This is a genomic window from Sphingopyxis sp. GW821-FHT12F08 (genome assembly GCF_058806755.1).
The window spans coordinates 300,741-325,133 of record NZ_JBXAQA010000007.1 but is presented as its reverse complement, the minus strand read 5'-3'; the positions used below and the strand labels follow the sequence as shown (position 1 = coordinate 325,133).

Below are 24,393 nucleotides of genomic sequence, written 5' to 3'. Positions count from 1 at the left end.
GCTGGCATGGCCACGCGCATGAGCAATCCGATCGCTGCCGTCATCCTCGCCGCGGGCAGGGGCACCCGCATGAAGTCCGACCTGCACAAGGTGCTGCACCCGATCGCCGGGCGAGCGATGCTGTTGCATCTGATGGCGAGCGTCGATGTTTTGAATCCCGCGAAGAAGGTCGTGATCGTCGGCGACAAGGCCGAGCAGCTCGAAGCCGCGCTGGCGGGCAGCGCCGACCTCGCGGTGCAGGAGCCGCAGCTCGGCACCGGCCATGCGGTGCAGCAGGCCGAGGGGGCGCTGGCCGGCTTCGACGGCGACGTGATGATCCTCTACGGCGACGTACCCTTCGTGCCCACGGCCACGATGCAGGCGATGATCGACCGGCTTAACGCCCCCGACGCGCCCGCGGTGGTCGTGCTCGCCTTCGAGCCCGCCGATCCGCAGCAGTACGGCCGCGTCATCACCGAAGGCGACCGCGTCACCAAGATGGTCGAGCATAAGGATGCGACGCCCGAGGAGCGCGCGGTGCGGCTCTGCAATTCAGGGCTGATGGCGGCGAAATCGGCCGACCTGTTCGCGCTGCTCGCGCGCGTCACCGACGACAATGCGGCGAAGGAATATTACCTCGTCGATATCGTCAATATCGCCAATGCCGACGGGCGGCATTGCGCGGTCGTGGTGACCGACCCCTATGACGTCGCGGGCATCAACAGCCGCGGCGAACTCGCCGCCATGGAGGGCGAATGGCAGGCCCGCCGCCGCGTCCAGGCGATGGCGGGCGGCGCTAGCCTGATCGCGCCCGATACCGTCTGGTTCGCTTGGGATACGGCGCTCGGCCGTGATGTCCTCATCGAGCCCAATGTCTTCTTCGGACCCGGCGTGACCGTCGCGGACCATGTGAAGATCCGCGCCAACAGCCATATCGAGGGCGCGACGATCGGCGCGGGCTGCGAGGTCGGCCCCTTCGCGCGGCTCCGCCCCGGCACGATCCTCGGCGAAAAGGCCAAGATCGGCAATTTCGTCGAGGCGAAGAAGGCGGTGCTCGGCAAGGGCGCCAAGGCGAACCACCTGACCTATCTGGGCGACGTCAATGTCGGCGCGAACGCCAATATCGGCGCGGGCACGATCACCTGCAATTACGACGGCTATTTCAAATATCAGACGGTGATCGGCGAAAACGCCTTCATCGGCAGCAACAGCGCGCTCGTCGCGCCGGTCAGGATCGGCCGCGACGCGATCGTCGCGGCGGGCAGCGCGGTGACCCGCGACGTCGCCGACGGCGAGCTCCGCCTCGTGCGCGGCGAGCAGTTGATCAAGCCGGGCTGGGCCGACCGCTTCCACGACGCGATGCGCAAGAAGAAGGCGGCGGAGAAGAAGTGAAGAAGGATTGGGCGGCCGACCGCATCGAAAGGCTTGCGGGCGATTGGATGGCCGAACTGCGGGGCGGCGCGGACGGCGACGGGGTAGGCACGCAGGTCGTCCTGATGAACTTCACGGCTTCCTCCGCGACGCAATGGGCGTTCATCCACGCGTGCGTCGATGATGCGGGGACCGACGAGCAGTTCGGCGCGATTGCAGCGGGTCCGCTGGAGCATCTGCTAGGGAATTTCGGCGCGGATTATATCGAAGAGGTCGAAGCACTGGCTGCCGCTAGCCCTAAATTTCGTACGATCCTTGGCTATATGTGGCAGTATAGCATCGACGAGAAAATCTGGGTGCGTCTCCAGTCGCTCGGCGCCAGCGCGCCCTGATGCCCGCGCCGACGCTCACGACCGCGCGCCTCGTGCTGCGCCAGCTGCGCGAGGACGATGCCCCGGCGCTGTTCAAGGCCCTGTCCGATCCCGAAGTCATGATGTGGTGGTCGAGCGGGCCGCACGCATCGCTTGCCGAGACCGCGGACTATGTCAAAGGCAATGCCGCCGAAGGGCAGGGTTATCTGTGCTGGGCGATCACCGCGGGGGATGACGCGGCGCTCGGTTGGGTGATCCTGATCGACGGAAAACCCGATGTGAAGGAGATCGGCTATATCCTGCGCCGCGATCGCTGGGGCGACGGCATCGCGCGCGAAGCGGTGACGCGGGTGATCGACCATGGTTTCGGCGAAATGGGCCTGCGCCGTATCTTTGCCGACACCGACCCCGAAAACCCCGGCTCGATCGGATTGCTCGAACGGCTGGGATTCCAGCGCGAGGGCCGGCTGCGCAGCGAGTGGGAAACGCATATCGGCGTCCGCGATTCGCTGATCTATGGCCTGCTCCGCGATGAATGGATATTGGAGAAGACAAGATGAGTGACCGCTACACCGACAAGCCTTTCCTGCGCTTCGTCGACGCCTATGTGCTGCGCGCGATCGGGCATCTCGACGAAGCGACCGACGCCTATTGCACCGCGATGGTGCCCAGCCTCGAAAAGAGCTTCGGGCTGAAAGGCACCTGGCCGCAGATCGTCGCGCAGCAGATGGGCTTCGCACCCGATTTCCCCGCGCAGGTCCTGAAAATCTGGGCCGAGGGCAAGGCGCGCTTCGCGGCGGGGCAGGGCGAGGCGGCCGATCCGGTGCAGTTCGCGATGATTTTTGTGGACCGGAAATTCGGTTCTGCCGCTGGCTAAATTGTTGCTCATTGGCGAAACAATCGCGGGAGGGATATGATGGGGCTCACGGTAGCGGTAGGCTTGTATGCGCAGAACCTTGCCGAGGATGAGGGAGAAGCCGAGTTTCTCGACGAGCCGTTCCAGGCGCTTAATGCGGTCCTAGCCGAACAGGGAATGGCGGCCCACAATGAGCCCAAGTCGATGCCGCACGACCGATATTTCGAAGCCCAGATGTGGGGCTATGGCGGACTTCATGCGCTACGGCGATTGGCTGCTTTCTGGGCGCTCAAGGGCGTGCTGCCGCCTCCCGGGGCAAGCTATGAAAGCTATACCGACGACCCGCTTTCCGTGCAATTCGGACGAGTGCATGAACATTATCTGCTCAACCGCGACAAGCGAAAAGTCCTAGGCCTGTTTGGCGGCCCGCCGTCGCGCCCGAAGTTTCAGCACTTGGTGCTGCATTCCGATGCGGAGGGGTTTTACCTGCCGCGGCCCTTTAAAGAGGTGATCGTCGACTTTACGCAACCGCAGCGCCCTGGACTCGGCATGATGATCGGTTCTTCCGCCGCGCTGCTGGAAGAGTGCAGCGAGCTCGCCGCAGCGCTTCATTTGCCGGAGGATGTCGATCCAGAATCTGATGATTTTCTTGAATTGATGGATGCACCCAATAGGGAAGGACCGGTATGGCAAGCCTATCCGGTGGAAGCGCATAGCGTCCTCAACCTTATGGGAGCCTGTCGCGCTTCTTTGGAGACAGGAGCGGTCGTTCAATTCACCTGATTGACTTGATATCATGATATGATATCAATGCCTCATGCGTTTCCTCGCCGACATTCCCGATTCCGACGTCGAATGGCTCGATAGCCTGGCCACCGAGCAGGGCGTGTCGCGCGCCGAACTCGTGCGCCGCGCGGTCGCATCCTATCGCGCCGATGCCTCGGGTGATGCCATCGACAATGCCTTCGGCATCTGGCGCGACCGCGCCGATATCGGCGACGGGCTCAGATATCAGCGCCGCCTGCGGGGCAAGCGCGAATGATCGACGCGCAGTTCGACTCCGACATATTGATCGATGCGCTGAACGGCGTCGAGGCCGGGCGCAGCGAGATTCGCCGCGCCGGGCGCAAGAGCGTCAGCCGGATCAGCTGGACCGAGGTGATGACCGCCGCCGACCCCGCGTCGGTGAAGGCGGTCGAAGCCTTTCTCGGTTGCTTCGCGGTCGAGGAGGTCGGCGACGCCGTCGCGCGCCGCGCCGCCGCGCTGCGTGCCGAGCGCAAGGGGCTGACGCTCTGCGACGCGCTCGTGCTGGCGACCGCGCAGATTTCGGGGCGCATCCTCGTTACACGCAATATCAAGGTGTTTCCGGCAGCGATGCCGGGTATTCGCGTCCCCTACACGCTCTGACAGAAAGCAAAGACCCATGTGCGGAATCATCGGAATCGTCGGCAAGGACCAGGTCGCGGATCGCCTCGTCGATGGCCTGAAGCGCATGGAATATCGCGGCTATGATTCGGCGGGTGTCTGCACCGTTCAGGACGGCCAGCTCGTCCGCCGCCGCGCCGAGGGCAAGCTCGGCAATCTGGTGAAGGAACTCGCGGGTAACCCCGCGCCCGGCCTCGTCGGCATCGCCCACACGCGCTGGGCGACCCACGGCGCGCCGACGACGAGCAACGCCCACCCGCATGCGACGGACGAAGTCGCGCTCGTCCACAACGGCATCATCGAGAATTTCAAGCCGCTGCGCGAGGCGCTGCAGGCGCGCGGCCGCAGCTTCGAAAGCGAGACCGACACCGAGGTCGTCGCGCATCTGGTGAGCGAACAGGTCGAGGCCGGCAAGTCACCGACCGAGGCGGTGCAGGCGGTCCTTCCGCAACTGCGCGGCGCCTTCGCGCTTGCCATCGCCTTCCGCCGGCACCCCGACCTGCTGATCGGCGCGCGGCTCGGCTCGCCGCTCGTCGTCGGTTATGGCGAAGGGGAAACCTATCTGGGGTCGGACGCGCTCGCGCTCGCGCCGCTGACGCAGAAAATCGCCTATCTCGAGGAGGGCGACTGGGTCGTCATCACCCGCGACGGCGCGCAGATCTTCGACAGCGCCAACAACCCGGTGACCCGCGAGATCACGACCAGCGGCGTCACCGCGGCGACGATCGAGAAGGGCAATTACCGCCACTTCATGCAGAAGGAGATTTTCGAGCAGCCGACCGTCGTCGCGCAGACGCTTTCCTCCTACATCCGCCCGCTCGAACAGACCGTCGCGCTGCCGCAGATGGACTTCGACCTCAGCACGATCGACCGCATCACCATCGTCGCCTGCGGCACCAGTTTCTACGCCGGCATGGTCGCCAAATATTGGTTCGAGACCTTCGCGCGCGTGCCCGTCGACATCGATGTGGCGTCGGAGTTCCGCTACCGCGACCCGGTGCTCCAGCCCGGCGGGCTCGCGCTCTTCATCTCGCAGTCGGGCGAGACCGCCGACACGCTCGCGGCGCTGCGCCATTGCAAGGCGAACGGCCAGACGATCGCGGTCGTCGTCAACGTGCCCACCAGCAGCATGGCGCGCGAGGCCGACCTGCTGCTCCCGACCCACGCGGGTCCCGAGATCGGCGTCGCTTCGACCAAGGCCTTCACCTGCCAGCTCGCGGTGCTCGCCGCGCTCGCCGCGCATCTCGCACTCAAGAAGGGCAAGCTGAGCGCCGAGGAAGAGCGCGAGATCGTCAAACATCTGATCGAGGCGCCCGCGGCGCTCAACGCCGCGCTCGCGCATGACGAGGAGATCGCGGCGATGGCGCACCTCGTCGCCCCCGCGCGCGACGTGCTCTATTTGGGCCGCGGCCCCGACTATCCGCTCGCGCTCGAAGGCGCGCTCAAGCTCAAGGAAATCAGCTATATCCACGCCGAGGGTTACGCCTCGGGTGAGATGAAGCACGGCCCGATCGCGCTGATCGACGAAGCGGTCCCGGTGATCGTCCTCGCGCCCAGCGGCCCCTTGTTCGAAAAGACCGTCAGCAACATGCAGGAGGTGATGGCGCGCGGCGGCAAGATCGTCCTGATCAGCGACGCCGAAGGCCTCGCCGAAGCCGGCGACGGCTGCATGGCGACGATCGAAATGCCCAAGGTCCACCCGCTGATTGCGCCGCTGGTGTATGCCGTGCCGGTGCAGCTGCTCGCCTATCATGTGGCGGTGGCGAAGGGGACCGACGTTGACCAGCCGAGGAATTTGGCGAAGTCGGTGACGGTGGAGTGATGGATGAGCCTCGGTTCTACAGATATATTCATCGGGATGATGATGGTCGGGCGCCATGTACCGATAACAGTTTGGTTAGCCTCGCGACCTGTAAACCAAGGATAAGGGCCGCCGCCGGCATAGGCGACTTTGTGGCGGGCTATATGCCCAAAGCGTTGGGTGAGGGCCTCATAACTTGGGTTGGTCGCGTGGAGCGGGTTATGTCGCCAACCGAATATGAGCAGCAGTTTCGAGGGCGCAAAGACGCTCAATATCGCTTGATGCCGACTGGAAAGATTCAGCGCGTCCATCCTGGCTATCACCCAGATGCAGACCAACAGCGCAAGGATCTCTCGGCCAAAATACTGCTCTTTGATCCGACGGCGACTTGGTACTTTGGTCATCGGCCCGTTCAGCCGCCCCTGCTGTTGGATTTTCTGAAACCCGCCGGGCAGGGCCATCGCGTAAATTTGCGGCGGGCAGGTGATGTTGCCGAGCTACTCGAATGGCTAAGGGGCATCGCCGAACCGGGTCTTCACGGACGGCCGCGCTCCGTTCCTTCGAGCGATTGCGGATCGGGATGCGGCCCAGTTCAGTCGAAGAAGTCGAGAACTTGCTGATGCTTGCCGGTCATCTCACTCCCGCGCATTCGTCTGCTCCAGAATCGACGCCGCGATGTCCTCCATCTTGCCGACGATCAGCAGCGGCGCACCGCCGACCATGCCGACCTGCGTCTGGCCGTTCTCATAATCGCGCAGCCACGCGACATTCTCGGCCACCAGCAGATAATTGCCGCCGCGCGATTTGAGCTCGATGAACTTCATGATTGCGTCTCCTGTCGCCTTCGCCTTTAGGCCCGACAGGTTGCATTCGCATAAACAGGACGCCCGCCCATGACCCCGCCGCCATAGGCTTCGGCATGTCCGATGAAACGATGACATAAATTGCGCAATTCTTGTTATTCTGATACAATGGCTTTGCTAAAGGAGAAGGTCATGAACGTATCCGTCGGTTCGCGCTGGGACGCCTATATCGAGGAATTGCTCAAGACCGGACGCTACGGCTCCGCCAGTGAAATCGTGCGCGAAGGGTTGCGGCTGGTCGAAGAGCGCGAACAGAAGCTCGAGGCCTTGCGTGAGACCATCAGGGCCTCGATCGAGGAAGGCGGCGCCTACACGGGAGACGAGGTGATGGCACATGTGCGCGAAAATCTCGACCGGCGCCGGGCGGGCAAAGCCGCGGCTTGATGCGCCGTCTGCAGTTCACGGCGCGGGCGCGCAGAAATCTTCGCGAGATTTCGGACTTTATATCGGACGAGAGCGGCAGCGAGGATGTCGCCGAATCCTTCCTATCGCAGCTTGTCGAGCGGTGCAGCCATATTGCGACGCTGCCGGGGACGCTGGGCAGCGATCGAAGCGAATTGTTCGAGGGCGTGCGCTCGACGCCGCACAAGGGCTATATGATCTTCTTCCGGTACCACGACGATAGGCTCGAGGTTGTCGGTGTGCTGCATGGCAGCCGCGACATTTCCGGCTATTTCGCGGACGACCGATGACTTCCCTATTCGGTTTGCTCACCGCCATCATCTTCGACTTCGACGGCGTCATCGCCGACAGCGAGGTGCGCGCGAACCTGTCGCTCGCCGAAAGCCTGACCGCGGTCGGCATGCCGGTGACCTATGACGAGAGCCTGCGCGACTATTACGGCCATAATTGGCAAGAGACGCAGCGGCGGATCGAGGCGCGCTTTGGTCGCGCGCTGCCGCCAGATTTCCGCGAGCAACATCGCACGCGCGCCCGCGCCCGTTTCATGGAGGGCTTCGATGCCGTGCCCGGCGCGCCCGCCTTCCTCGATACGCTCGGCGCCATGCCGCGCGCGATCGCTTCGTCGAGCCGCGCCGAATATATCGGCTGGGCGCTCGGGCTGTTCGGGCTCGGCCATCATTTCGAGGGCCATGTCTACAGCGCCGACGGCTGGGACCGCGGCAAGCCCTTTCCCGACATCTATCTTGCCGCCGCCCAGGGGCTCGGCGTCGACCCGGCGTCGTGCCTCGCGATCGAGGATTCGCCGACCGGCGCGCGCGCGGCGCTGGCGGCGGGCATGACCGTGATCGGTTTCTGCGGCGCCGGCCACATCGTCGACCGTGCCGCGCATGGCGCGATGCTGCGCGAGGTCGGCGTGCATCATGTCGCGCATAGCTTCGAGGAAATCAGAGCGATCGCCTGACGTCTGCCCGGCGTAGTGGGCGCGCGGGACCCCAACATTCTGACCTTCTTTGTGGCTTCGTGGGTTTGTGCGAGAAATAGGAAACGCGCACAAAGCCCCCACACCCCCACGAAGCCACAAAGAGGGCCAAGCCGCGGACCGCATTTGAGGCGTAAAAAGCGCTGTCCTAAAAAACATCGCTATATTAGCGTGCTGGCGATTCCACGCTCCGCCCGGCATCCCCGGGCAGCGCCGAAAAGGCCGATCGCGAATGAAGTTGCGCAGTTTTCTGCCATTTCCCATGCGTGCGACATTGTGTTCCCCGGCGAAAGCCGGGGTCCAGCCGAACCGGCGCGCCCTTCGCTCCATGGGCCCCGGCTTTCGCCGGGGAACACTGGCTGGAAATGTGAATTGCGAATGAAGTTCGGCGGTTTTCCGCCGCTTTCAAAAAGTCCCCAAGGAGAGACGCCATGTGCACCCACGATACCGAAGCCGACCTCGACCGCGCCGGGCTGCCCGTCGGGCGGCGCGGCTTTGCCGCGCTCGCGGGGGCGGGCGCGCTGATGGCGGCGCTGCCCGCGCGCGCGATCGAGGGCAGGGCGCTGGTCCGGCGCGACGTCACCATCACCACCGCCGACGGCACCTGCGACGCTTATTTCGTCGCGCCCGCAGAAGGTAAGCATCCGGGCGTGCTGGTGTGGCCCGACATTCGCGGGCTGCGCCCCGCCTTTCGCCAGATGGCCGACCGGCTCGCGGGCGAGGGCTTTGCGGTGCTGACCGTGAACCCCTTCTACCGCTGGCAGAAATCGCCGGTGGTCGACGCGGCGAACGACTGGAGCGATCCCGCGGTGCGCGAAAAATTGTTCGGCTATCTGAAGCAGCTCACGCGCCCGATCGTCGAGAGTGACGCCAGGGCGCATCTCGCCTTCCTCGACGCGCAGAAGGAGGTCGATACGGGGCGCCGGATCGGCACGACCGGCTATTGCATGGGCGGCGCGATGACGATCTACACCGCGGCGCTCAGGCCCGAGCGCGTCGGCGCGGCAGCGAGCTTCCATGGCGGCGGGGTCGGCACCGACAAGCCCGACAGCCCGCACCTGCTGATCCCTTCGAGCAATGCCGGCTATCTCTTCGCGATCGCCGACAATGACGACAAGGAAACCCCGAACGAGAAGCTGTTGCTCAAGGCGGTGCTCGAGCCGCGCAAGCCATGGCACGAGGTCGAGGTCTATGCCGGCGCGATGCACGGCTGGTGCCCGCCCGACGGCCGCGCCTATAACGAGGCGGCGGCCGAAAAGGCGTGGGGGCGGATGCTCGAGCTGTTCAAGGCCGAACTCGCCTGACGGCGGGGCCCACGGCGATGAAGGTCCATTTCATCCGCTCGGGCGAACGCCGCTATTCGATGCGCATCGAACGCGCCGGGCTGCCGGTGCTGGTCATGGACCCGGCGCCGGGGTTCGACCCGGACGTCCCGCACGACATGGTGCACTTCGTCGTCGAGGCGGTGCTGGGACTGAAGGGCGGGGTGTTCGGCCAGATCGCCGCGGGCGGGACCGCCGGGTCCTTCCATGTCGCGGCGGCAGACGGCAGGGTCGATGCCCGCGAACAGCGGCGGACCGTGCGCAAGCAGGTCGCCAAGGGCAGGAAGCTGGTCGAGACGCAGGGGCGCGAGGGCGAATTGTCCGAGCTGGCCGCGTTTCTCTTCGACATCGGCTGGCGCAGCGGGCAGCGCCCCGACAGCACCGGACAACGCGCCGCGCTGGGCGAGGCCGAGCGGGTGCGGGCGACGCTGAGTGCCGAGGAACGCGCCGCGCTCGATGCAGCGCGCCCCGCGGTGTTCGCGGCGTTCGACCGGCTGGCGCTCGACTGGCGCGCGCTCCGCGTGGGCGAGGCGCTGATCCTCGAATGGCCGACGCTGCGGCGGATCGATCACCCCATCGGGTAAAGAATATCCCGGCTCACCTGATGCAGCGCGTTCATCACCTCGTCGCTCAGCACCAGATCCTTTGCGGCAAGGATCGGATCGACCTGATCGTAAGCGCTGACCCCGACGATCGTCGAGGCGACGAAATCATGCTGCTTCGACCAGGCGGTCGCCATCGTCACCGGGTGCAGTCCGGCCTCTTCGGCGATCTTGAGATAGCGCTCGGTCGCGGCGAGGCTCTTGTCGTTGACGAAGCGGCGGCCCATCGCCGCCTGCCGGCCCTCCATGCCCAGGTAGCGCGAGAAACGCGCGCCTTCGGGCTTGGCGCCGCCCTGATATTTACCCGACAGCACCCCGCCGGCGAGTGGCGAATAGGGGATCAGGCTCACGCATTCCTGCCGGCACACCTGCTTGAGTTCGTCCTCGAAGCGGCGGTTATTGAGGCTGAAATTATTCTGGATCGTGTGGTAGCGATGGACGCCGAGCCGTTCGGACGCCGCGAGCGATTTCATCAGCCCCCAGCTCGTCTCGTTCGAACAGCCGAGGATGCGGACCTTGCCGACGCGGACGAGTTCGTCGAGCGCGTCCATGATCTCGTCATAGGGCGCGTCATGGTCGGGCCAGTGGGTCTGGTAGAGGTCGACATAGTCGGTCTGCAGCCGCGTCAGGCTGTCGTCGATCGCCTGCACGATATTCTTGCGGTCGAGCGCGGTCATGCCGTTCCGGCATGGCGATTTGAACCAGACATGGCTCGGTCCCGATACCTTGGTCGCGAGGATGATCGCGTCGCGCGGCTTGGTCTTCAGCCAGCGCCCGACGATCTCCTCGGTGCGCCCGACCCATTTGGCGTCGGGCGGCACCGGATAACCCTCGGCCGTGTCATAGAAGTTGATGCCCTCGTCGAAGCAGCGGTCGAGGACGCGGAACGCTTCGGCTTCGTCGGTCTGGCTGCCGAAAGTCATCGTTCCCATGCAGATGTCGGACACATGGATGGCGCTTTTGCCGAGGCGGCGGCTTTGCATGCTTCTCTTCTCCGGTCGCGAGGGGAGGGTCGCGCCGGTGCATAGGCGATCAGATCAGAAGCGCAAGCGATCCGACGAGCAGCGCCGCCATCGCCCAGTTGAAGGCCTTGAGCCGCGCCGGGCTCGACAGCCAGCCGCGCAGCACCTGCCCCATCACCGCCCACAGGCTGGTCGAGGGCAGGTTGATGATCCCGAAGATCAGGGCGACGAGCAGCACCGCCGCCAAATTGCGGTCGGGCGCGTAGAGCGCGATCGCAGTCAACGCCATCGACCAGGCCTTGGGATTGACCCACTGGAACAGCATCGCCTGGACGAAGGTCATCGGCTTGCCGCGCGGACTGTCGCCCTCGCCGGGTGCCGCGGCATTGGCGATCTTCCACGCGAGCCAGAGCAGATAGGCGACGCTCACCACCTTGAGTATGGTGTTGAGCACGGGGAAGAGGTCGAACAGCCCCATCAGCCCGACCCCGACGAGGACGATCATCAGCGTGAAGCCGATGCCGACCCCGAGCGCGTGGGGCACGGTGCGGCGCAGGCCGAAATTGGCCCCCGATGCCATCAGCATCATATTGTTCGGTCCCGGCGTGATCGACGAGACGAGCGCGAAGGCAGAGAGCGCGGCGAGGGTGGTCTGTTCCATGCGGCGCAACATATGCGTTTCGATGCGCGATGGATTGCAAAGATGGGTCACAATCGACTAGAATATGCAATCTATGACCAGGATCGACGCCATTGGCCGCAAGATATTGCAGGAATTGTCACGCGACGGACGAATCTCGAATCTCGAACTCGCCGAGCGCGTCGGCCTGTCGCCCTCGGCGTGCCTGCGCCGCGTGCAGGAACTCGAACGCAGCGGGGTGATCAAGGGCTATCGCGCGGTGATCGACCCCGCGAAGCTGGGGCTGACCTTTCTCGCCTATGTCACCGTCGGGCTGTCGTCGCACACCAAGAAATCGCAGGCCGATTTCGAGGCGGCGATGGCGCTCGCGCCCGAGGTGCGCGAATGCCACAACATCACCGGTGCCATCGAATATCTGTTGCGCATCGAGACCGCGGATCTCGCGGCGTACAAGCATTTCCATACCGAGGTGCTCGGCGTGCTCCCGCAGGTTCATTCGATCACGACCTACGTGCTGATGGAGTCGCCGAAGGACGAGCGGGCGTAGTTTTTCTTGGGCGGGTCCGCGAAGCGCTGCGGTTGAACCGCGCGACGCGCAATCGCATATCGGTTTCATGCTGAAACTCTCCCTGCTCGACCTCGTCCCCGTCACCGACACCGGATCGATCGCCCAATCGCTCGCCAACGCCGCCGATCTCGCAAAGCACGCCGAGGCGCTCGGTTACGGCCGCTACTGGGTCGCCGAGCATCATGGCATGGCCGGGATCGCCAGCGCCGCGACCGCGGTCGTGCTTGCGCATATCGGCCATGCGACGTCGAGCATCCGGATCGGCTCGGCGGGGATCATGCTGCCCAACCATGCGCCGATGGTGATCGCCGAACAGTTCGGCACATTGGAAGCCTTGTTCCCCGGCCGCATCGACCTCGGGCTCGGCCGCGCGCCGGGTTCGGACGGCGTCGTCGCGCGCGCGCTCCGCCGCAACCTCGCCAGCGACGAGCGCCAGTTCCCGCAGGATGTCGTCGAATTGCAGGCTTTTCTTGCCGGCGACGAACGGCTCGGTATCCGCGCGGTGCCGGGCGAGGGGACGCATGTGCCGATCTGGATTCTGGGGTCGAGCCTGTTCGGCGCGCAACTCGCTGCGATGCTGGGGCTCCCCTACGCCTTCGCCAGCCATTTCGCGCCCGACGCGCTCGACGAAGCGCTCGATGTCTATCGCCGCCAGTTCAAGCCGTCGGAACAACTACGGGAACCCTATGCCGCCGCGGCGTTCAACATCTTCGCCGCCGATACGCGCGAGGAGGCCGAACTGCTCGCATCGTCGCAGCAACAGGCTTTCGTCGCGCTGCGTACCGGCAACCCCGGCAAGATGAAGCCGCCGCTTGCGGGCTACAAGGACAGCCTGCCGCCCAATGCGCGCGCGATCCTCGACCATGTGCTGCAATGCTCGGCGATCGGCACGGTCGATGATGTCCGCGACGGGCTGAAGGCTTTTGTCGCGCGCACCGGGGTCGACGAAGTCGTCGTGGCGTCCTCGATGTACGACCATGACGAGCGCAAACATTCGGTAGCGCTGGCGATGGAAGCCGCGAAGTCGCTCTAGTCGGGGCGGAAACTGAGGCTCGCGAGGCGCCACGCTTCCTTTTCGCCCAGCAGTTCGGCGGCGATCGGAACGACCTCGGGCGGCGCGCAGTCGACCTCGGCGGCGATATAGCGGCCGGTTTCGCGCAGCCGTACCTCGACACCGCCAAAGCGCGCCTTCAGCGCCGCGATCAACGCCTCGGCGTCATCGGCGATCTCGTTCGAGTCCAGCGCGCGCGGCGTGCCGTCGAGCAGCTCGGCGACCGCCTGGCGCAGCGCCCCCACCGCGTCCTTGATGATCGACAGCGCGATGAACAAAGCTGCGCCCGCATCGGCCCACCACCAGCCGAGTCCGATGCCGATGATGCCCGCAATCCCCGCCAGCCCCGTCTGCCAGTCGGCCTTCTGCATCAGCGCGTCGGTGTGGAGCACCTTGTCCTTGATCCGCTCGGCGACCGGGTGTTTCTTGTGGCCAAGGATCATCGGCGGCACGATCGAATAAGCGAGCGCGCCGATCATCAGCCAGCCGAGCCAGATAGTATGGCCGAAGAGCGTGATGCCACCCACGCTCGGATGCTCCTGCCGCAGCAATGTCGTGACGCTGCCGTGGACGAGCAGGCTGCCGACCGCGAGCAGCGCGGTCGCGGCGACGAGGAAGGCGAGGCTGTTCGCGCGGCGATAGCCGAAGGGAAAGCGGGCGTTGGGCTGTCGCCGCTCCCAGCGCGCCGACAGCAGGAAGACGATCGCGGGGATCAGGCTCAACAGGTCCTCGAATACGGCGGCCTTCATCGCCTGGCTCGCACCCATGACGAGCCACATCACCAGCACGACGCTCGCCATCCAGCCGAGCGTCCAATATTCGAGCCGCTCGCCGCGCCGCACATCGGCCTCGATCACCGCCGGGATGCCGCCGTGCAGGCTCATCGCGTCGCCTCGGCGATCAACCGGTCGGTGGCGAGGATCAGCGCATTCTCGCCATTGCGCCGCGCGATACGCAGCACCGGATGTTCCTTGTCGCCGGGTTCGCCGCGCGCGACCGGTTTCGACAGCGCGATATCGGCCTGCCAGGGCGAGGCCTTGGCGAAATTTCCGACGAGCGCGTCGATCTCGCCGTCCTCGAGCGCGTTATGCGCATGTTCGCCGTGGATCGGGACGAGCGCCAGCCGCGCGCCATGGTCGCGGGCATATGCCTCGAGCAAGGAAAGCGCGGTGCGTGCGTCGGGCGTTCCGGGCAGCACGGTAACGCGCATCTCGTGCGTGCGCTCGATCCTTTCGGTCGTGCCGGCCGCATCGCGCGGGAGGCCGTCGCAGCCGGCGAGCAGCAGCGCCATGATCGGAAGGGCGAACGGGTATCGCATCCCGCTCATACTCCGCGCCTGCGCCTTGGTTGCGGGGGACCGCGCCCATGTTGACGCGGCCAAGCCGCGGGCAGTATAGGGGCCGCCCGACCCAAGGGCGGCCCGTACGGGGTCGCCTTTTTGCTTTGGCCGGTCTTTTTGGTTTAAGGAAAGGTGCCCGACATGTCGATCACGCCGCTGATGCCCGTTTACCCCCGGTGCGGTGTGCGTCCGGTGCGAGGCGAGGGCGCCTATCTGATCGGCGAGCGTGGCGAGCGGTATCTCGACTTTGCGAGCGGCATCGCGGTCAATCTGCTCGGCCACGGCCACCCCCATCTGACCAAGGCGATCCAGGACCAGGCCGCGACGCTGATGCATGTGTCGAACCTCTATGGCAGCCCGCAGGGTGAAGCCTATGCGGCGCGGCTCGTCGAGAACACCTTCGCCGACACCGTCTTCTTCACCAATTCGGGCGCCGAGGCGGTCGAATGTTCGATCAAGACCGCGCGCGCCTATCATTCGAGCGCGGGCAACGCGCACAAGCACAATCTGATCACCTTCAACAACGCCTTCCACGGCCGCACGCTCGGCACGATCTCGGCGACCAACCAGGAGAAGCTGCGCAAGGGTTTCGATCCGCTGCTGCCCGGCTTCGCCTATGCGCCGTTCGACGACGTCAACGCCGCGCTCGATCTGGTCGACGACAACACCGCAGGCTTCCTGCTCGAACCCGTGCAGGGCGAGGGCGGCATCCGTCCGGCGTCGCAGCCCTTCCTCCAGGCGCTGCGCGATATCTGCGACAAGCGCGATCTGATGCTGGTGTTCGACGAGGTCCAGTGCGGCGTCGCGCGCACCGGTTCGCTCTATGCCTATGAACAGTTCGGTGTCACCCCTGACATCCTCGCCAGCGCCAAGGGCATCGGCGGCGGCTTTCCGATGGGCGCGTGCCTCGCGACCGAAAAGGCCGCGCGCGGCATGGTGATCGGCACCCACGGCTCGACCTATGGCGGCAATCCGCTGGCGATGGCGGCGGGGCAGGCGGTGCTCGACGTCGTGCTGGAGGACGGGTTCCTCGAGGGCGTCAAGGCGACCGGCGAGCGGCTGCGCGGCGCGCTCGAGCAGTTGATCCCGAACCACGACAATCTCTTCGAGAGCGTGCGCGGCATGGGGCTGATGCTCGGCGTCAAGATGAAGAGCGACAGCCGCGCCTTCGTCGCGCATCTGCGCGATAATCACGGACTGCTGACGGTGGCGGCGGGCGACAATGTCATCCGCATCCTGCCGCCGCTCAACATCGAGGAATCGCACATCAACGAGTGCATCGAGAAACTGTCGGCGGGCGCGGCGAGCTATACGCCGCCTGAATCCTGATGTTTTCCGTTCCCGTGGAACGGAGGGCATGATGCGGCACTTCCTCAACCTGTCCGACGCGGGCGGGGATGCGATCGCGGCGATGCTGTCGGACGCGATCGATCGCAAGGCGGCGCGCGCCGGCTGGCCGAAGGCGAAGCCCGACGCCGACAAGCCGCTCGCCGACCATGTGCTGGCGATGGTGTTCGAGAAGAATTCGACGCGCACGCGCGCCTCGTTCGACATCGCCATCCGCCAGCTTGGCGGGGTGCCGATGATCCTCGACGCGGGAACGAGCCAACTCGGCCGCGGCGAGACGATCGCCGACACCGCGCGCGTGCTGTCGCGTTACGCCGACGCGATCATGATCCGCACCGATCATCATGAGAAGATCGAGGAACTGGCGCATTTCGCGAGCGTGCCGGTGATCAACGGGCTGACCGACCTGTCGCACCCGTGCCAGATCGTCGCCGACCTGCTGACGATCGTCGAGAGCGGCAAGGCGCTGCCCGGGCTCGAACTTGCCTGGCTCGGCGACGGCAACAATGTGCTGGCGTCGCTGATCGAGGCGGCGGGGCTGTTCGGCTTCAATGTTCGCGCGGGCGTGCCGCAGGGCTATGAGCCCGAGGCGGCCTTCGTCGAGGCGGCGCGCGCCAAGGGTGCGCGCATCGACATCGTCCGCGACGCGCGCGAAGCGGTGGCGGGCGCCGATCTGGTCGTCACCGACACCTGGGTGTCGATGGGGCAGGAGCATGCGCACAACAAGCTCGCGGCGATGGCGCCCTATCAGGTCGACGAACGGCTGATGAGCGCGGCGAAGGGCGACGCGCTGTTCCTCCACTGCCTGCCCGCGCACCGCGGCGAGGAAGTGACCGACGCGGTGATCGACGGGTCGCAGTCGCGCGTCTGGGACGAGGCCGAGAACCGCGTTCATGCGCAGAAATCGGTCCTGCTGTGGGCGCTAGGGAAGTTGTGAGCGAGACTGTGGAAACCTGGTTCGACCAGCCCCTGGTCTTCACCATCGCCGAGCGCCATGTGCGCGGGCGCTTCGTGCGGCTGGGGCCGACGCTCAACACGATCCTCGGCGCACACAGCTATCCGCCGGTGGCCGAGAAACTGCTCGCCGAGGCGCTGGTGCTGACGGTGCTGCTCGGCTCGACGCTCAAGGCCGACGGCGGGCAACTGACGTTGCAGGCGCAGACCGGCGGCGGGCCGATCGAGCTGCTCGTGTGCGACTATCGCGGCGGCGAATTGCGCGGTTACCTGAAATTCGACGCCGAGCGGCTCGCCGAGGTCGGTTCCGATCCGACGCTGTTCGCACTGTTCGGCGAAGGCTTCCTCGCGATCACCTTCGACCAGGAGGCGACGGCCGAACGCTATCAGGGGATCGTGCCGCTCGAAGGATCGTCGATCGGTAACGCCGCCGAACATTATTTCGAGCAGTCCGAGCAGATTCCCAGCCTCGTCCGGCTCGCCGCGCGCCACGATGCCGAGGCCGGCTGCGTCGCCGGCGGGCTGCTGCTCCAGCACCTGCCCGAAGGCGAGGTCGGGCGCGACCGGCTGCACATCCGCCACGACCATCCCGAATGGGAGCATGCGCGCACCATCGCTGCAACGCTGAAGGCAGAGGAACTGACCGACCCGGCCAACTCGCTCGAAACCCTGGCCTGGCGGCTGTTCCACGAGGATGAGGTGCGGATCGAGCCCGGCGTGCTTGTATCGCGCGGGTGCCGCTGCAACGCCGATTATTATGCCGGGGTGCTGCGCCAATTCCCCGAGGCCGAGCGGATCGACATGGCCGACGCGGCGGGCAATATCGTCGTCGATTGCGCCTTCTGCTCGCGGATTTTCCCGATCCCGCTCGAAGAGATCGCCCGCCCCGATTGAACCCGGCGGCGACGAAGCGAAGCGTTTCGGCGCCAAATGGTTGAAATCGCGCGCCCGAATCGCTACCTTCCATCCACAGGGTCGCATTTGCCCGCGATAAGGGCAGCCGATGGATAGGGTATAATGGCGATCTTTTCTCCCATGACGAAATATGGCCTGGCGGCGTGCGCGCTCGCCGGCGCGACCGCGGTGCCCGCGCAGGCGCCGTCGCTGGCGATGCTCGACCGGCTCGAAAAGGGGCAGTGGCAGCTCAAGGAACGCGACGGCGCGACGATCGTCCAGTCGCTGTGCGTCGGCGACGCGCGGCGGATGATCCAGATTTATCATCCGCGCGGCAGTTGCTCGCGCTTCGTGATCGAGGACGGCGCGAAGTCGGTGACCGTCCAATATACCTGCCCCGGCGCGGGGCACGGCCGCACGACGATCCGCTCCGAAACCAACCGCCTCGTCCAGATCGACACGCAGGGGATCGCCGACGGCAAGCCCTTTTCGCAGGCGATCGAGGCGCGGCGCATGGGTGCTTGCCCCGCGGGCGGCGGGCGCTGAACGAGCGTAACAACTTGTTAACCATGCGCTGGTAGGAAGAGGGAACGACGCACCGATGTGTGTCCTTCTCCCTAACGGCTTTCATGCCGAACTGGGCCGTACGGCACCTGCCGTGCGGCCCGTTTTCTTCGGTGCGGCGCAACACTTGCGCCCCCGGCGGCGCACGCCTATCTGGCGCCGATGCGCGATGTGGCCGGAAAGACCCTGATCGTCCTCCTGTCGGGCGGGCTCGACTCGATGGTCTGCGCCGGCCTCGCGCGCGAGGCCGGCGCGCGCATCGTCGCGCTGACGATCGACTATAACCAGCGCCACCGCGTCGAGCTCGAATCGGCGGCGCGCATCGCGAAGATCGTCGGCGCGGCCGAGCATATCGTCCTGCCGCTCGACCTCCGCCGCTTCGGCGGCTCGGCGCTGACCGACGATATCGCGGTGCCCAAGGACGGTGTCGGCGACGAGGTGCCGGTCACTTACGTTCCCGCGCGCAACCTGATCTTCCTGTCGCTGACGCTCGGGCTGGCCGAGGCGCGGCAGGCGCAGGACATCGTCATCGGGGTCAATGCGCTCGACTATTCGGGTTATCCCGACTGCCGCCCCGAATTCATTTCGGGGTTCGAGAAGCTCGCGCGGCTCGCGACACGCGACGGCGACAAGGGCGTCGATTTCCGCATCCACGCGCCGCTCCAGCATATGACCAAGGCCGATATCGCCGCCGAGGCCGCGCGGCTGGGCATGGACGCGGGGATGAGCTGGTCGTGCTACGACCCGACCCCCGAGGGGCTGCACTGCGGCGCGTGCGACAGCTGCCGGCTGCGCAGCAAGGGCTTCGCCGACGCCGGCCTCGCCGACCCGACGTGCTACGCCTGAGCCATGGCTTATGCGGTCAAAGAGATTTTCCTCACGCTGCAGGGCGAGGGCGCGCAGGCGGGCCGCCGCGCGGTCTTCTGCCGCTTCGCCGGCTGCAATTTGTGGACGGGGCGCGAGAAGGACCGCGCCGAGGCGGTCTGCCGCTTTTGCGACACCGACTTCGTCGGTACCGACGGCACGCTGGGCGGCAAATATAAGCACGCCGCCGCGCTCGCTGGGATGATCGCGACAAGCTGGGGTGAAGGGACGGATGACCGTTATGTCGTGCTCACCGGCGGCGAGCCGATGCTGCAGGTCGACAATGCATTGATCGAGGCGCTGCATGGCGAGGGTTTCACCATCGCGATCGAGAGCAACGGCACGCTGGCTATCCCGCGCAGCATCGACTGGATCTGCGTCAGCCCCAAGGCGGGCAGCGCGCTGGTGCAGACGAGCGGCGACGAATTGAAGCTGGTGTGGCCGCAGCCGGGCAGCGACGTCGAACGGCTCGCGGAACTCGACTTCGCCCACCGGTTGGTCCAGCCGCTCGACGACCCGAACGCTGCGGCCAATGTGCAGGCGTGCATCGACCTGGTGATGGAAGACCCGCGCTGGCGCCTGTCGCTGCAGACGCACAAGAGCCTGGGGCTGCGCTGAACCCAAAGCCGTTCGCCCTGAGCTTGTCGAAGGGCCGTTCTTGTTCTTGCGGCTTCAAAGAAAAGGGCGGTGCTTCGACAAGCTCAGCACGAACGGATGATGGCTACGAACGGCGCCGCGGCGCCCCGACTCATTCGCCGGCCTTCTTGGCCACCGGGGCCGGGGTTTCGGTCTTCTTGCCGACGGGCGTCGAAATGGCTTCGCCTTCGCCCTCGGCTTCTGACCCGGCGCCCTCTTCGGTCGCTTCCTCGTCCTTCTTCTCGGCAGGCTTGGCGGTACCGTCGTCGGGGACGCTGTTGTCGACCGCGGTGCCGTCGCCGCTGGCATCGTCGAGGATGATCATCGAATCGCTGATCGTGCCCGGCTCGACCTCGACCGCGTCGAGCTTGGTCGTGGTCTTGCCCGATGGTTCGTTACCGCAGGCGGCGAGGGCGAGGATCAGCAGCGAAGCGAGCGCGATACGGGTCATGACTTTTTCTTAGTCGCTGGCCGACAGCTTGTCGAGAAAGGCAGGGAAGGCGGTTTCTAGTGCGGCGTCGACCTCGGCGAAGCCCGCTGCCTTGCCGAGCGCGGCGAGGCTGGTCACCGGAAATTCGGCGATGCCGCAGGGCACGATGCCGCCGAAATGTGCCAGGTCGGGCGCGACGTTGAGTGAGAAGCCGTGCAGCGTCACCCACCGCTTCACGCGCACGCCGATCGCGCCGATCTTCGCCTCGCGGCCGTCCAGATCGTCGGTCCAGATGCCGATCCGCCCCTCGGCGCGGCGCGCTTCGACGCCGAACCCGGCGAGCGCATCGATCACCCAGCCTTCGAGCGCCGCCACATAGGCGCGCACGTCGCGGCCGCGTTTCGACAGGTCGAGCTGGACATAGCCGACGCGCTGGCCGGGGCCATGATAGGTGTAACGCCCGCCGCGCCCGGCGGCATAGACGGGGAAGCGCGGGTCGAGCAGCTCGGCGGGATCCGAGCTGGTTCCCGCGGTGTAGAGCGGCGGATGCTCGAGCAGCCAGATACGCTCGCCGGCTTCGCCCGCGTAAATCGCGGCCGCGCGTTCTTCCATGTCGGCGAGCGCGGCGGGATAGTCGGTCAGGCCCGGCGAGGCGGTCCATAGGGGTGCGGGGAGGGCATTCATCGCGCCGCCTGTTGCCCCCGTGCGCGGCGCGTTGCAAGGGGCGGCGGCTAAATCCCTGACAGGGCTGGACAAGAGACGTCAACGGGGCCACTCTCCCGCGCCACGAAACCAGAATAGTAACGGGGTATCGATGCCGAAATTCGACATGGGCGCGGCGTGGGACGACTGTATGGTCCTGCTGCGCTCGCACAGCGCGCTGACCGGTACGATCGTTGCCGTCTTCTTTTTCCTGCCCAGGCTGGCGGTGAGCTGGTTCGGGCCGGTACCGATCGAGCCCGCCGACAGCGCGACCTTCGAGCAGGCCATGGCGGCCATGAGCGCAGGCATGCGCCAGATCCTTCCCTATGAATTGCTGGTCAGCATGATCGGCGCGATCGGCGGCGTCGGTATCCTGCGGCTCTGGCTATCGCGGATCGGCATCAGCGTCGGCGAGGCACTGGTGTTCGCGCTCAAGATGATCCCGACGATGATCGCGGTGCAGGTGATCCTCTCGCTCGGCATGCTCGTGATCGGCGCGCTTTGCGTCATGCCCGGGCTGGCGGCCGGTGCCGGCGCGGTTGGGATCCTGCTGCTCGTGATCGGCCTGTTCGCCTTCCTGGGCATCGCGGTCTATCTGTGGGGCCGGCTCGCGCTGGTTTCGCCAGCGATCGCCGACCGTGCGATCTACAATCCGCTCACCGCGATCGGGGACAGCTGGAAGCTGACCAAGGACAATGGCTGGCGCGTTGCGCTCTTCCTGATTCTCGTCATGCTGGTGATCGGCATCACCTTCGGGTTGCTGGTCCTCGTGGTCGGCGCGGTGGCGGGAACCGGCGAGGGGGCCGGGCGGCTGATCACCGGGGTTGCGGAAGGGCTCGCCGAGGCGGCCAGCGGCATCGTCGGGGTTGCGATCACGGCGGCCGCCTATCGTCAGCTCGCGATCCGCGGTGGCAAGGACATTTTTTCCTGACGCTCGGCGCGAAGCCCGGGCTTTCCGTAGCGGCAGGAAAATATCGCAAACCGGACGGTAATCGGTTAACCAGAAACATCGGGACGCAAAAGAAGGATTGAAAGCAGGTTCAACAAAAGGGGGAAAAATCATGGTCAAGATGAGTGTCGGTGCGGCCATTTCGGAAACATTTGCGTTTCTGAAGGCCAATTGGATGCAGATGCTGATGTGGCTCGGCGGTGCGGTGGTGATCGTTTGCCTTTTGGGCTGGCTGTTGCTGCGCAACGCGATGATGACCATGATGATGGCACAGGGCGATCCCTCGGCAGCCTTCGGGGCGCTCGGGTCGTTTTTCCTCTTCGCGATCATCGCCGGAACGATCGTCACGGCGGCCAGCCTGCTGATCTGGCGATCGGGCCTTGTCGGTGGCGAACCGGCGAGCGATATCGGCTGGGGCCTTGGCGCCGGGGCGGCCTATATGTTCGCGATGTTCGTCGTCTACATCGCGACGGTCATCCTGATGTATATCGTGCTTCTGATCGTCGGGCTGCTCGCCTTCGCGGTGTTCGGGGCCAGCGGGATGTCGATCGAAAGCCTGGCAACGGGCGGCGCTTCGGCGGGCCTGATCGTCTTCGCGATCCTGATCTACGCCGCGATCATCATCTTCTTCACCTGGTTCTTCGGCCGGTTGTCGGTCGCGGGTCCGCTGATGGCGGTCAATCGTTCGTCGAATCCGTTCACGGCTTTCGCCGATTCGTGGCGGATGACCAGCGCTTCGCAATGGACGATCGTCGGCTTCAACATCGTGATGGCGATCCTGTTCTTCGTCTTCTTCTTCGTCGTCTCGATGGTGCTCGGCGGGGTCATGGGCTCGGCGATGTCGTCGCCCGACGCCGGTGCGGGAGCGATGATCGGGGCGCTGATCGTCGCGTTGCTCGTTTATGTGCCGGTGGTGCTGGTTTCGGTGTCGATGCCGGCGGCGGTCTATCGCTGCATCAGCGCCAAGAGCGGGTCGGACGTCTTCGCCTGACCGGAAACGTGTGCAACGAGGAAAGGGGCGCTCCGAAGACGGGGCGCCCTTTTTCGTTCAGCTCCATTTGGCGAGCGGCGGCAGGCTCATCAGGATCGCGTCGATATTGCCGCCGGTCTTGAGCCCGAACAAAGTACCGCGGTCGTAGACGAGGTTGAACTCGGCGTAGCGGCCGCGCCAGATGAGCTGTTCGTCGCGCTCGGCCTCGCTGAAGGGCAGCCCCATGCGCTGCCGCACGATCTGCGGGAAGATGTCGAGGAACGCTTCGCCGACCGCGCGGGTCAGCTCGAAATTGCGGTCATATTCGGCATCGTCGCCGCATTCGAGATGGTCGTAGAAGATACCGCCGACCCCGCGATGCACGCCGCGGTGCGGGATATAGAAATAATCCTCGGCCCATTTGGCGTAGCGCTGATAGACATCGGGGCCGAAGGGCGCGCAGGCCGCGCGCAGCCGGGCGTGAAACGCGTCAGTGTCTTCGGCATAGGGAATCGGCGGGTTGAGGTCGGCGCCGCCGCCGAACCAGCGCCGCGTCGTGACCAGGAACCGCGTGTTCATATGCACCGCGGGCACATGCGGGTTGGCCATATGCGCCACGAGGCTGATTCCGGTCGCGAAGAAGCTCGGGTCCTCGCCCGCGCCGTGGATCGACTGCGCGAAGTCGGGGGCGAACTGGCCCGCGACGGTCGAGACATTCACCCCAACCTTTTCGAACACCGCGCCGGTCATCACCCCGCGCATGCCGCCGCCGCCTTCGCCGGGCTCCAGCCCCTCGGCCTCGCGATCCCACGGCGTATAGGCGAAGCGCGCGTCGCTGCCGGCTTCGGCCTCGATTGCCTCGAACTCGGCGCATATCCGGTCGCGCAGCGATTCGAACCAGTCGCGCGCGGCCTGTTGCTGGGGGTCGAGCGAAATCATGCGGGAAAGCCTTTCGTCTGCCGGAGCGCCTCGGCGAGCGCGATGCCAGCCGCGACCGCGACATTCAAGGAGCGAAACTCCCGGTGCATCGGAATCGCGACCCGCGCCGCCACGGCTTCATGGACATGGGATGGAACCCCCGAGGATTCTGCGCCGAGCAGCAGCACGTCGCCTTGGCCGAAATCGAAGTCGGGCAGGCGCGTCGCCCCGGCGGTGGTCAGCAGCACGATCCTTTTGCCCGCCGCGGCAGTCCAAGCCGTGAACGCAGCCCAATCGGCGTGGCGCGTCACATTGGCGCGCGTCGCATAATCCATGCCCGCACGCTTCAGCGCAGCATCCGAAAAGGGAAAGCCGCACGGCTCGATGATATGCGCAGGCGCGGCGAGGCACGCGGCGGTGCGCAGCGTCGTGCCGACGTTGCCCGCGATATCGGGCTGAAACAGGGCGATTTCCATGGGCCAGTCATAGCCGGGGTCGCGCGCGGAATCGAGCGCCTCGGCGCGATGTCTTGGTACAGTCGAAGAAGCGGAAATTGCCTGTTGGCAAGCCCCGGATGTGCGGCTATCAGGCCCGCAATTCCCGGAGGGGCCGCCGGGACGCGTCCTTTCGTGCG

At 65.7% G+C, this 24,393-nt stretch carries 33 protein-coding genes; 24 read left to right on the top strand and 9 right to left on the bottom strand.

What is annotated here, in order from left to right; genetic code table 11:
* The first annotated feature begins 18 nt into the window (after positions 1 to 18).
* From glmU to AC1RNQ_RS19625, 9 genes are read left to right on the top strand one after another with little or no spacing between them, the layout of a single operon-like run.
* Positions 19 to 1,371, top strand: a complete 1,353-nt coding sequence (gene glmU, locus AC1RNQ_RS19665; RefSeq protein WP_493173884.1) for a bifunctional UDP-N-acetylglucosamine diphosphorylase/glucosamine-1-phosphate N-acetyltransferase GlmU — start codon at positions 19 to 21, stop codon at positions 1,369 to 1,371.
* The gene (locus tag AC1RNQ_RS19660) at positions 1,368 to 1,742 is read left to right on the top strand and encodes a DUF6869 domain-containing protein (protein ID WP_493173882.1); all 375 of its coding nucleotides are present in this window, start codon (positions 1,368 to 1,370) and stop codon (positions 1,740 to 1,742) included. Before glmU ends, AC1RNQ_RS19660 begins: the two co-directional genes overlap by 4 nt.
* Positions 1,742 to 2,281: a GNAT family N-acetyltransferase gene (locus AC1RNQ_RS19655; protein WP_493173880.1), complete on the top strand. Its 540-nt coding sequence runs from the start codon at positions 1,742 to 1,744 to the stop codon at positions 2,279 to 2,281. Before AC1RNQ_RS19660 ends, AC1RNQ_RS19655 begins: the two co-directional genes overlap by 1 nt.
* Positions 2,278 to 2,598: a hypothetical protein gene (locus tag AC1RNQ_RS19650; RefSeq protein WP_493173878.1), complete on the top strand. Its 321-nt coding sequence runs from the start codon at positions 2,278 to 2,280 to the stop codon at positions 2,596 to 2,598. Before AC1RNQ_RS19655 ends, AC1RNQ_RS19650 begins: the two co-directional genes overlap by 4 nt.
* A gap of 36 nt (positions 2,599 to 2,634) precedes the next feature.
* Positions 2,635 to 3,360 carry a putative DNA-mimic protein gene (locus tag AC1RNQ_RS19645; protein ID WP_493173877.1) on the top strand — a complete coding sequence of 242 codons (726 nt, stop codon included), beginning with the start codon at positions 2,635 to 2,637 and terminating at the stop codon, positions 3,358 to 3,360.
* 34 nt (positions 3,361 to 3,394) lie between these two features.
* Positions 3,395 to 3,619 carry a ribbon-helix-helix domain-containing protein gene (locus AC1RNQ_RS19640; protein WP_493173876.1) on the top strand — a complete coding sequence of 75 codons (225 nt, stop codon included), beginning with the start codon at positions 3,395 to 3,397 and terminating at the stop codon, positions 3,617 to 3,619.
* Positions 3,616 to 3,984 carry a PIN domain-containing protein gene (locus tag AC1RNQ_RS19635; protein ID WP_493173874.1) on the top strand — a complete coding sequence of 123 codons (369 nt, stop codon included), beginning with the start codon at positions 3,616 to 3,618 and terminating at the stop codon, positions 3,982 to 3,984. The genes AC1RNQ_RS19640 and AC1RNQ_RS19635 overlap by 4 nt, the downstream gene beginning before the upstream one ends.
* 16 nt (positions 3,985 to 4,000) lie before the next feature.
* Complete coding sequence (gene glmS / locus AC1RNQ_RS19630) at positions 4,001 to 5,824, top strand: glutamine--fructose-6-phosphate transaminase (isomerizing) (RefSeq protein ID WP_493173873.1); 1,824 nt, start codon at positions 4,001 to 4,003, stop codon at positions 5,822 to 5,824.
* Entirely contained in the window at positions 5,824 to 6,423 is a 600-nt protein-coding gene (locus AC1RNQ_RS19625; protein WP_493173872.1) for an Nmad2 family putative nucleotide modification protein, read from the top strand. The genes glmS and AC1RNQ_RS19625 overlap by 1 nt, the downstream gene beginning before the upstream one ends.
* A 15-nt stretch (positions 6,424 to 6,438) precedes the next feature.
* Here AC1RNQ_RS19625 and AC1RNQ_RS19620 read toward each other — a convergent pair whose 3' ends face one another.
* On the bottom strand, positions 6,439 to 6,627 hold the full coding sequence (locus AC1RNQ_RS19620; RefSeq protein ID WP_493173871.1) for a hypothetical protein: 189 nt from the start codon (positions 6,625 to 6,627) through the stop codon (positions 6,439 to 6,441).
* A 171-nt stretch (positions 6,628 to 6,798) separates the two neighbouring features.
* Here AC1RNQ_RS19620 and AC1RNQ_RS19615 point away from each other — a divergent pair, with 171 nt between their 5' ends.
* The 5 genes from AC1RNQ_RS19615 (at position 6,799) to AC1RNQ_RS19595 (ending at position 9,953) form a co-directional block, all read left to right on the top strand.
* Entirely contained in the window at positions 6,799 to 7,050 is a 252-nt protein-coding gene (locus AC1RNQ_RS19615) for a type II toxin-antitoxin system ParD family antitoxin (RefSeq protein WP_493173869.1), read from the top strand.
* Positions 7,050 to 7,358: a type II toxin-antitoxin system RelE/ParE family toxin gene (locus AC1RNQ_RS19610; protein ID WP_493173868.1), complete on the top strand. Its 309-nt coding sequence runs from the start codon at positions 7,050 to 7,052 to the stop codon at positions 7,356 to 7,358. Before AC1RNQ_RS19615 ends, AC1RNQ_RS19610 begins: the two co-directional genes overlap by 1 nt.
* Entirely contained in the window at positions 7,355 to 8,029 is a 675-nt protein-coding gene (locus tag AC1RNQ_RS19605) for an HAD family hydrolase (RefSeq protein WP_493173867.1), read from the top strand. Before AC1RNQ_RS19610 ends, AC1RNQ_RS19605 begins: the two co-directional genes overlap by 4 nt.
* 449 nt (positions 8,030 to 8,478) lie before the next feature.
* Positions 8,479 to 9,351 carry a dienelactone hydrolase family protein gene (locus tag AC1RNQ_RS19600; protein ID WP_493173864.1) on the top strand — a complete coding sequence of 291 codons (873 nt, stop codon included), beginning with the start codon at positions 8,479 to 8,481 and terminating at the stop codon, positions 9,349 to 9,351.
* Positions 9,352 to 9,368: 17 nt separating this feature from the next.
* Entirely contained in the window at positions 9,369 to 9,953 is a 585-nt protein-coding gene (locus tag AC1RNQ_RS19595) for a hypothetical protein (RefSeq protein ID WP_493173862.1), read from the top strand.
* Here the strand turns inward: AC1RNQ_RS19595 and AC1RNQ_RS19590 are convergent.
* Together AC1RNQ_RS19590 and AC1RNQ_RS19585 are read right to left on the bottom strand one after the other, a co-directional pair.
* Complete coding sequence (locus tag AC1RNQ_RS19590) at positions 9,938 to 10,954, bottom strand: aldo/keto reductase (protein WP_493173860.1); 1,017 nt, start codon at positions 10,952 to 10,954, stop codon at positions 9,938 to 9,940. The two genes, AC1RNQ_RS19595 and AC1RNQ_RS19590, sit on opposite strands and share 16 nt — an antisense overlap.
* Positions 10,955 to 11,003: 49 nt before the next feature.
* Complete coding sequence (locus AC1RNQ_RS19585; protein WP_493173858.1) at positions 11,004 to 11,594, bottom strand: LysE family translocator; 591 nt, start codon at positions 11,592 to 11,594, stop codon at positions 11,004 to 11,006.
* 73 nt (positions 11,595 to 11,667) lie between these two features.
* Here AC1RNQ_RS19585 and AC1RNQ_RS19580 point away from each other — a divergent pair, with 73 nt between their 5' ends.
* Together AC1RNQ_RS19580 and AC1RNQ_RS19575 are read left to right on the top strand one after the other, a co-directional pair.
* Entirely contained in the window at positions 11,668 to 12,120 is a 453-nt protein-coding gene (locus AC1RNQ_RS19580) for an Lrp/AsnC family transcriptional regulator (protein ID WP_493173857.1), read from the top strand.
* A 67-nt stretch (positions 12,121 to 12,187) separates the two neighbouring features.
* Positions 12,188 to 13,174: an LLM class flavin-dependent oxidoreductase gene (locus AC1RNQ_RS19575; RefSeq protein ID WP_493173856.1), complete on the top strand. Its 987-nt coding sequence runs from the start codon at positions 12,188 to 12,190 to the stop codon at positions 13,172 to 13,174.
* Here the strand turns inward: AC1RNQ_RS19575 and AC1RNQ_RS19570 are convergent.
* Both AC1RNQ_RS19570 and AC1RNQ_RS19565 read right to left on the bottom strand, forming a co-directional pair.
* Complete coding sequence (locus AC1RNQ_RS19570) at positions 13,171 to 14,076, bottom strand: cation diffusion facilitator family transporter (RefSeq protein ID WP_493173855.1); 906 nt, start codon at positions 14,074 to 14,076, stop codon at positions 13,171 to 13,173. The genes AC1RNQ_RS19575 and AC1RNQ_RS19570 overlap by 4 nt on opposite strands.
* Positions 14,073 to 14,519 carry a hypothetical protein gene (locus tag AC1RNQ_RS19565; protein WP_493173854.1) on the bottom strand — a complete coding sequence of 149 codons (447 nt, stop codon included), beginning with the start codon at positions 14,517 to 14,519 and terminating at the stop codon, positions 14,073 to 14,075. Before AC1RNQ_RS19565 ends, AC1RNQ_RS19570 begins: the two co-directional genes overlap by 4 nt.
* A gap of 153 nt (positions 14,520 to 14,672) precedes the next feature.
* Between AC1RNQ_RS19565 and AC1RNQ_RS19560 the strand changes: the two genes are divergently transcribed.
* The 6 genes from AC1RNQ_RS19560 (at position 14,673) to queE (ending at position 19,772) form a co-directional block, all read left to right on the top strand.
* Positions 14,673 to 15,860, top strand: coding sequence for an aspartate aminotransferase family protein (locus AC1RNQ_RS19560; protein ID WP_493173853.1), 1,188 nt, complete (start codon positions 14,673 to 14,675; stop codon positions 15,858 to 15,860).
* Positions 15,861 to 15,888: 28 nt separating this feature from the next.
* Complete coding sequence (gene argF / locus AC1RNQ_RS19555) at positions 15,889 to 16,815, top strand: ornithine carbamoyltransferase (protein WP_493173852.1); 927 nt, start codon at positions 15,889 to 15,891, stop codon at positions 16,813 to 16,815.
* Complete coding sequence (gene hslO, locus AC1RNQ_RS19550; protein ID WP_493173851.1) at positions 16,812 to 17,726, top strand: Hsp33 family molecular chaperone HslO; 915 nt, start codon at positions 16,812 to 16,814, stop codon at positions 17,724 to 17,726. Before argF ends, hslO begins: the two co-directional genes overlap by 4 nt.
* 141 nt (positions 17,727 to 17,867) lie before the next feature.
* On the top strand, positions 17,868 to 18,272 hold the full coding sequence (locus AC1RNQ_RS19545; RefSeq protein ID WP_493173850.1) for a DUF3617 domain-containing protein: 405 nt from the start codon (positions 17,868 to 17,870) through the stop codon (positions 18,270 to 18,272).
* 180 nt (positions 18,273 to 18,452) lie between these two features.
* The gene (queC, locus tag AC1RNQ_RS19540) at positions 18,453 to 19,136 is read left to right on the top strand and encodes a 7-cyano-7-deazaguanine synthase QueC (protein ID WP_493173849.1); all 684 of its coding nucleotides are present in this window, start codon (positions 18,453 to 18,455) and stop codon (positions 19,134 to 19,136) included.
* Positions 19,137 to 19,139: 3 nt separating this feature from the next.
* Entirely contained in the window at positions 19,140 to 19,772 is a 633-nt protein-coding gene (gene queE / locus AC1RNQ_RS19535; RefSeq protein WP_493173847.1) for a 7-carboxy-7-deazaguanine synthase, read from the top strand.
* A gap of 130 nt (positions 19,773 to 19,902) precedes the next feature.
* Here the strand turns inward: queE and AC1RNQ_RS19530 are convergent, their stop codons facing one another.
* On the bottom strand, positions 19,903 to 20,241 hold the full coding sequence (locus AC1RNQ_RS19530; protein ID WP_493173845.1) for a hypothetical protein: 339 nt from the start codon (positions 20,239 to 20,241) through the stop codon (positions 19,903 to 19,905).
* A 9-nt stretch (positions 20,242 to 20,250) separates the two neighbouring features.
* Positions 20,251 to 20,904, bottom strand: coding sequence for a lipoyl(octanoyl) transferase LipB (gene lipB, locus AC1RNQ_RS19525; RefSeq protein WP_493173843.1), 654 nt, complete (start codon positions 20,902 to 20,904; stop codon positions 20,251 to 20,253).
* Between the two features lie 130 nt (positions 20,905 to 21,034).
* Between lipB and AC1RNQ_RS19520 the strand changes: the two genes are divergently transcribed.
* Both AC1RNQ_RS19520 and AC1RNQ_RS19515 read left to right on the top strand, forming a co-directional pair.
* Complete coding sequence (locus AC1RNQ_RS19520; protein ID WP_493173841.1) at positions 21,035 to 21,853, top strand: hypothetical protein; 819 nt, start codon at positions 21,035 to 21,037, stop codon at positions 21,851 to 21,853.
* A 130-nt stretch (positions 21,854 to 21,983) separates the two neighbouring features.
* Positions 21,984 to 22,862, top strand: coding sequence for a hypothetical protein (locus tag AC1RNQ_RS19515; protein WP_493173839.1), 879 nt, complete (start codon positions 21,984 to 21,986; stop codon positions 22,860 to 22,862).
* Between the two features lie 57 nt (positions 22,863 to 22,919).
* Here the strand turns inward: AC1RNQ_RS19515 and hemF are convergent, their stop codons facing one another.
* The gene (gene hemF, locus AC1RNQ_RS19510; protein ID WP_493173837.1) at positions 22,920 to 23,780 is read right to left on the bottom strand and encodes an oxygen-dependent coproporphyrinogen oxidase; all 861 of its coding nucleotides are present in this window, start codon (positions 23,778 to 23,780) and stop codon (positions 22,920 to 22,922) included.
* Positions 23,777 to 24,235: a tRNA (cytidine(34)-2'-O)-methyltransferase gene (locus AC1RNQ_RS19505; RefSeq protein ID WP_493173836.1), complete on the bottom strand. Its 459-nt coding sequence runs from the start codon at positions 24,233 to 24,235 to the stop codon at positions 23,777 to 23,779. Before AC1RNQ_RS19505 ends, hemF begins: the two co-directional genes overlap by 4 nt.
* Positions 24,236 to 24,393 lie beyond the last annotated feature (158 nt).

Coding starts and splice junctions, on each gene's coding strand:
- AC1RNQ_RS19560 (WP_493173853.1), top strand. CDS start 14,673: ATGTCGATCACGCCGCTGATGCCCGTTTACCCCCGGTGCGGTGTGCGT.
- AC1RNQ_RS19565 (WP_493173854.1), bottom strand. CDS start 14,519: ATGAGCGGGATGCGATACCCGTTCGCCCTTCCGATCATGGCGCTGCTG.
- AC1RNQ_RS19620 (WP_493173871.1), bottom strand. CDS start 6,627: ATGAAGTTCATCGAGCTCAAATCGCGCGGCGGCAATTATCTGCTGGTG.
- AC1RNQ_RS19615 (WP_493173869.1), top strand. CDS start 6,799: ATGAACGTATCCGTCGGTTCGCGCTGGGACGCCTATATCGAGGAATTG.
- AC1RNQ_RS19575 (WP_493173856.1), top strand. CDS start 12,188: ATGCTGAAACTCTCCCTGCTCGACCTCGTCCCCGTCACCGACACCGGA.
- AC1RNQ_RS19645 (WP_493173877.1), top strand. CDS start 2,635: ATGATGGGGCTCACGGTAGCGGTAGGCTTGTATGCGCAGAACCTTGCC.
- AC1RNQ_RS19595 (WP_493173862.1), top strand. CDS start 9,369: ATGAAGGTCCATTTCATCCGCTCGGGCGAACGCCGCTATTCGATGCGC.
- AC1RNQ_RS19570 (WP_493173855.1), bottom strand. CDS start 14,076: ATGAGCCTGCACGGCGGCATCCCGGCGGTGATCGAGGCCGATGTGCGG.
- queE (WP_493173847.1), top strand. CDS start 19,140: ATGGCTTATGCGGTCAAAGAGATTTTCCTCACGCTGCAGGGCGAGGGC.
- AC1RNQ_RS19590 (WP_493173860.1), bottom strand. CDS start 10,954: ATGCAAAGCCGCCGCCTCGGCAAAAGCGCCATCCATGTGTCCGACATC.
- queC (WP_493173849.1), top strand. CDS start 18,453: ATGCGCGATGTGGCCGGAAAGACCCTGATCGTCCTCCTGTCGGGCGGG.
- AC1RNQ_RS19515 (WP_493173839.1), top strand. CDS start 21,984: ATGGTCAAGATGAGTGTCGGTGCGGCCATTTCGGAAACATTTGCGTTT.
- AC1RNQ_RS19530 (WP_493173845.1), bottom strand. CDS start 20,241: ATGACCCGTATCGCGCTCGCTTCGCTGCTGATCCTCGCCCTCGCCGCC.
- AC1RNQ_RS19580 (WP_493173857.1), top strand. CDS start 11,668: ATGACCAGGATCGACGCCATTGGCCGCAAGATATTGCAGGAATTGTCA.
- AC1RNQ_RS19520 (WP_493173841.1), top strand. CDS start 21,035: ATGCCGAAATTCGACATGGGCGCGGCGTGGGACGACTGTATGGTCCTG.
- AC1RNQ_RS19610 (WP_493173868.1), top strand. CDS start 7,050: ATGCGCCGTCTGCAGTTCACGGCGCGGGCGCGCAGAAATCTTCGCGAG.
- AC1RNQ_RS19625 (WP_493173872.1), top strand. CDS start 5,824: ATGGATGAGCCTCGGTTCTACAGATATATTCATCGGGATGATGATGGT.
- AC1RNQ_RS19545 (WP_493173850.1), top strand. CDS start 17,868: ATGACGAAATATGGCCTGGCGGCGTGCGCGCTCGCCGGCGCGACCGCG.
- AC1RNQ_RS19600 (WP_493173864.1), top strand. CDS start 8,479: ATGTGCACCCACGATACCGAAGCCGACCTCGACCGCGCCGGGCTGCCC.
- AC1RNQ_RS19650 (WP_493173878.1), top strand. CDS start 2,278: ATGAGTGACCGCTACACCGACAAGCCTTTCCTGCGCTTCGTCGACGCC.
- AC1RNQ_RS19635 (WP_493173874.1), top strand. CDS start 3,616: ATGATCGACGCGCAGTTCGACTCCGACATATTGATCGATGCGCTGAAC.
- argF (WP_493173852.1), top strand. CDS start 15,889: ATGATGCGGCACTTCCTCAACCTGTCCGACGCGGGCGGGGATGCGATC.
- glmS (WP_493173873.1), top strand. CDS start 4,001: ATGTGCGGAATCATCGGAATCGTCGGCAAGGACCAGGTCGCGGATCGC.
- AC1RNQ_RS19505 (WP_493173836.1), bottom strand. CDS start 24,235: ATGGAAATCGCCCTGTTTCAGCCCGATATCGCGGGCAACGTCGGCACG.
- AC1RNQ_RS19585 (WP_493173858.1), bottom strand. CDS start 11,594: ATGGAACAGACCACCCTCGCCGCGCTCTCTGCCTTCGCGCTCGTCTCG.
- glmU (WP_493173884.1), top strand. CDS start 19: ATGAGCAATCCGATCGCTGCCGTCATCCTCGCCGCGGGCAGGGGCACC.
- AC1RNQ_RS19655 (WP_493173880.1), top strand. CDS start 1,742: ATGCCCGCGCCGACGCTCACGACCGCGCGCCTCGTGCTGCGCCAGCTG.
- AC1RNQ_RS19605 (WP_493173867.1), top strand. CDS start 7,355: ATGACTTCCCTATTCGGTTTGCTCACCGCCATCATCTTCGACTTCGAC.
- hemF (WP_493173837.1), bottom strand. CDS start 23,780: ATGATTTCGCTCGACCCCCAGCAACAGGCCGCGCGCGACTGGTTCGAA.
- lipB (WP_493173843.1), bottom strand. CDS start 20,904: ATGAATGCCCTCCCCGCACCCCTATGGACCGCCTCGCCGGGCCTGACC.
- AC1RNQ_RS19640 (WP_493173876.1), top strand. CDS start 3,395: ATGCGTTTCCTCGCCGACATTCCCGATTCCGACGTCGAATGGCTCGAT.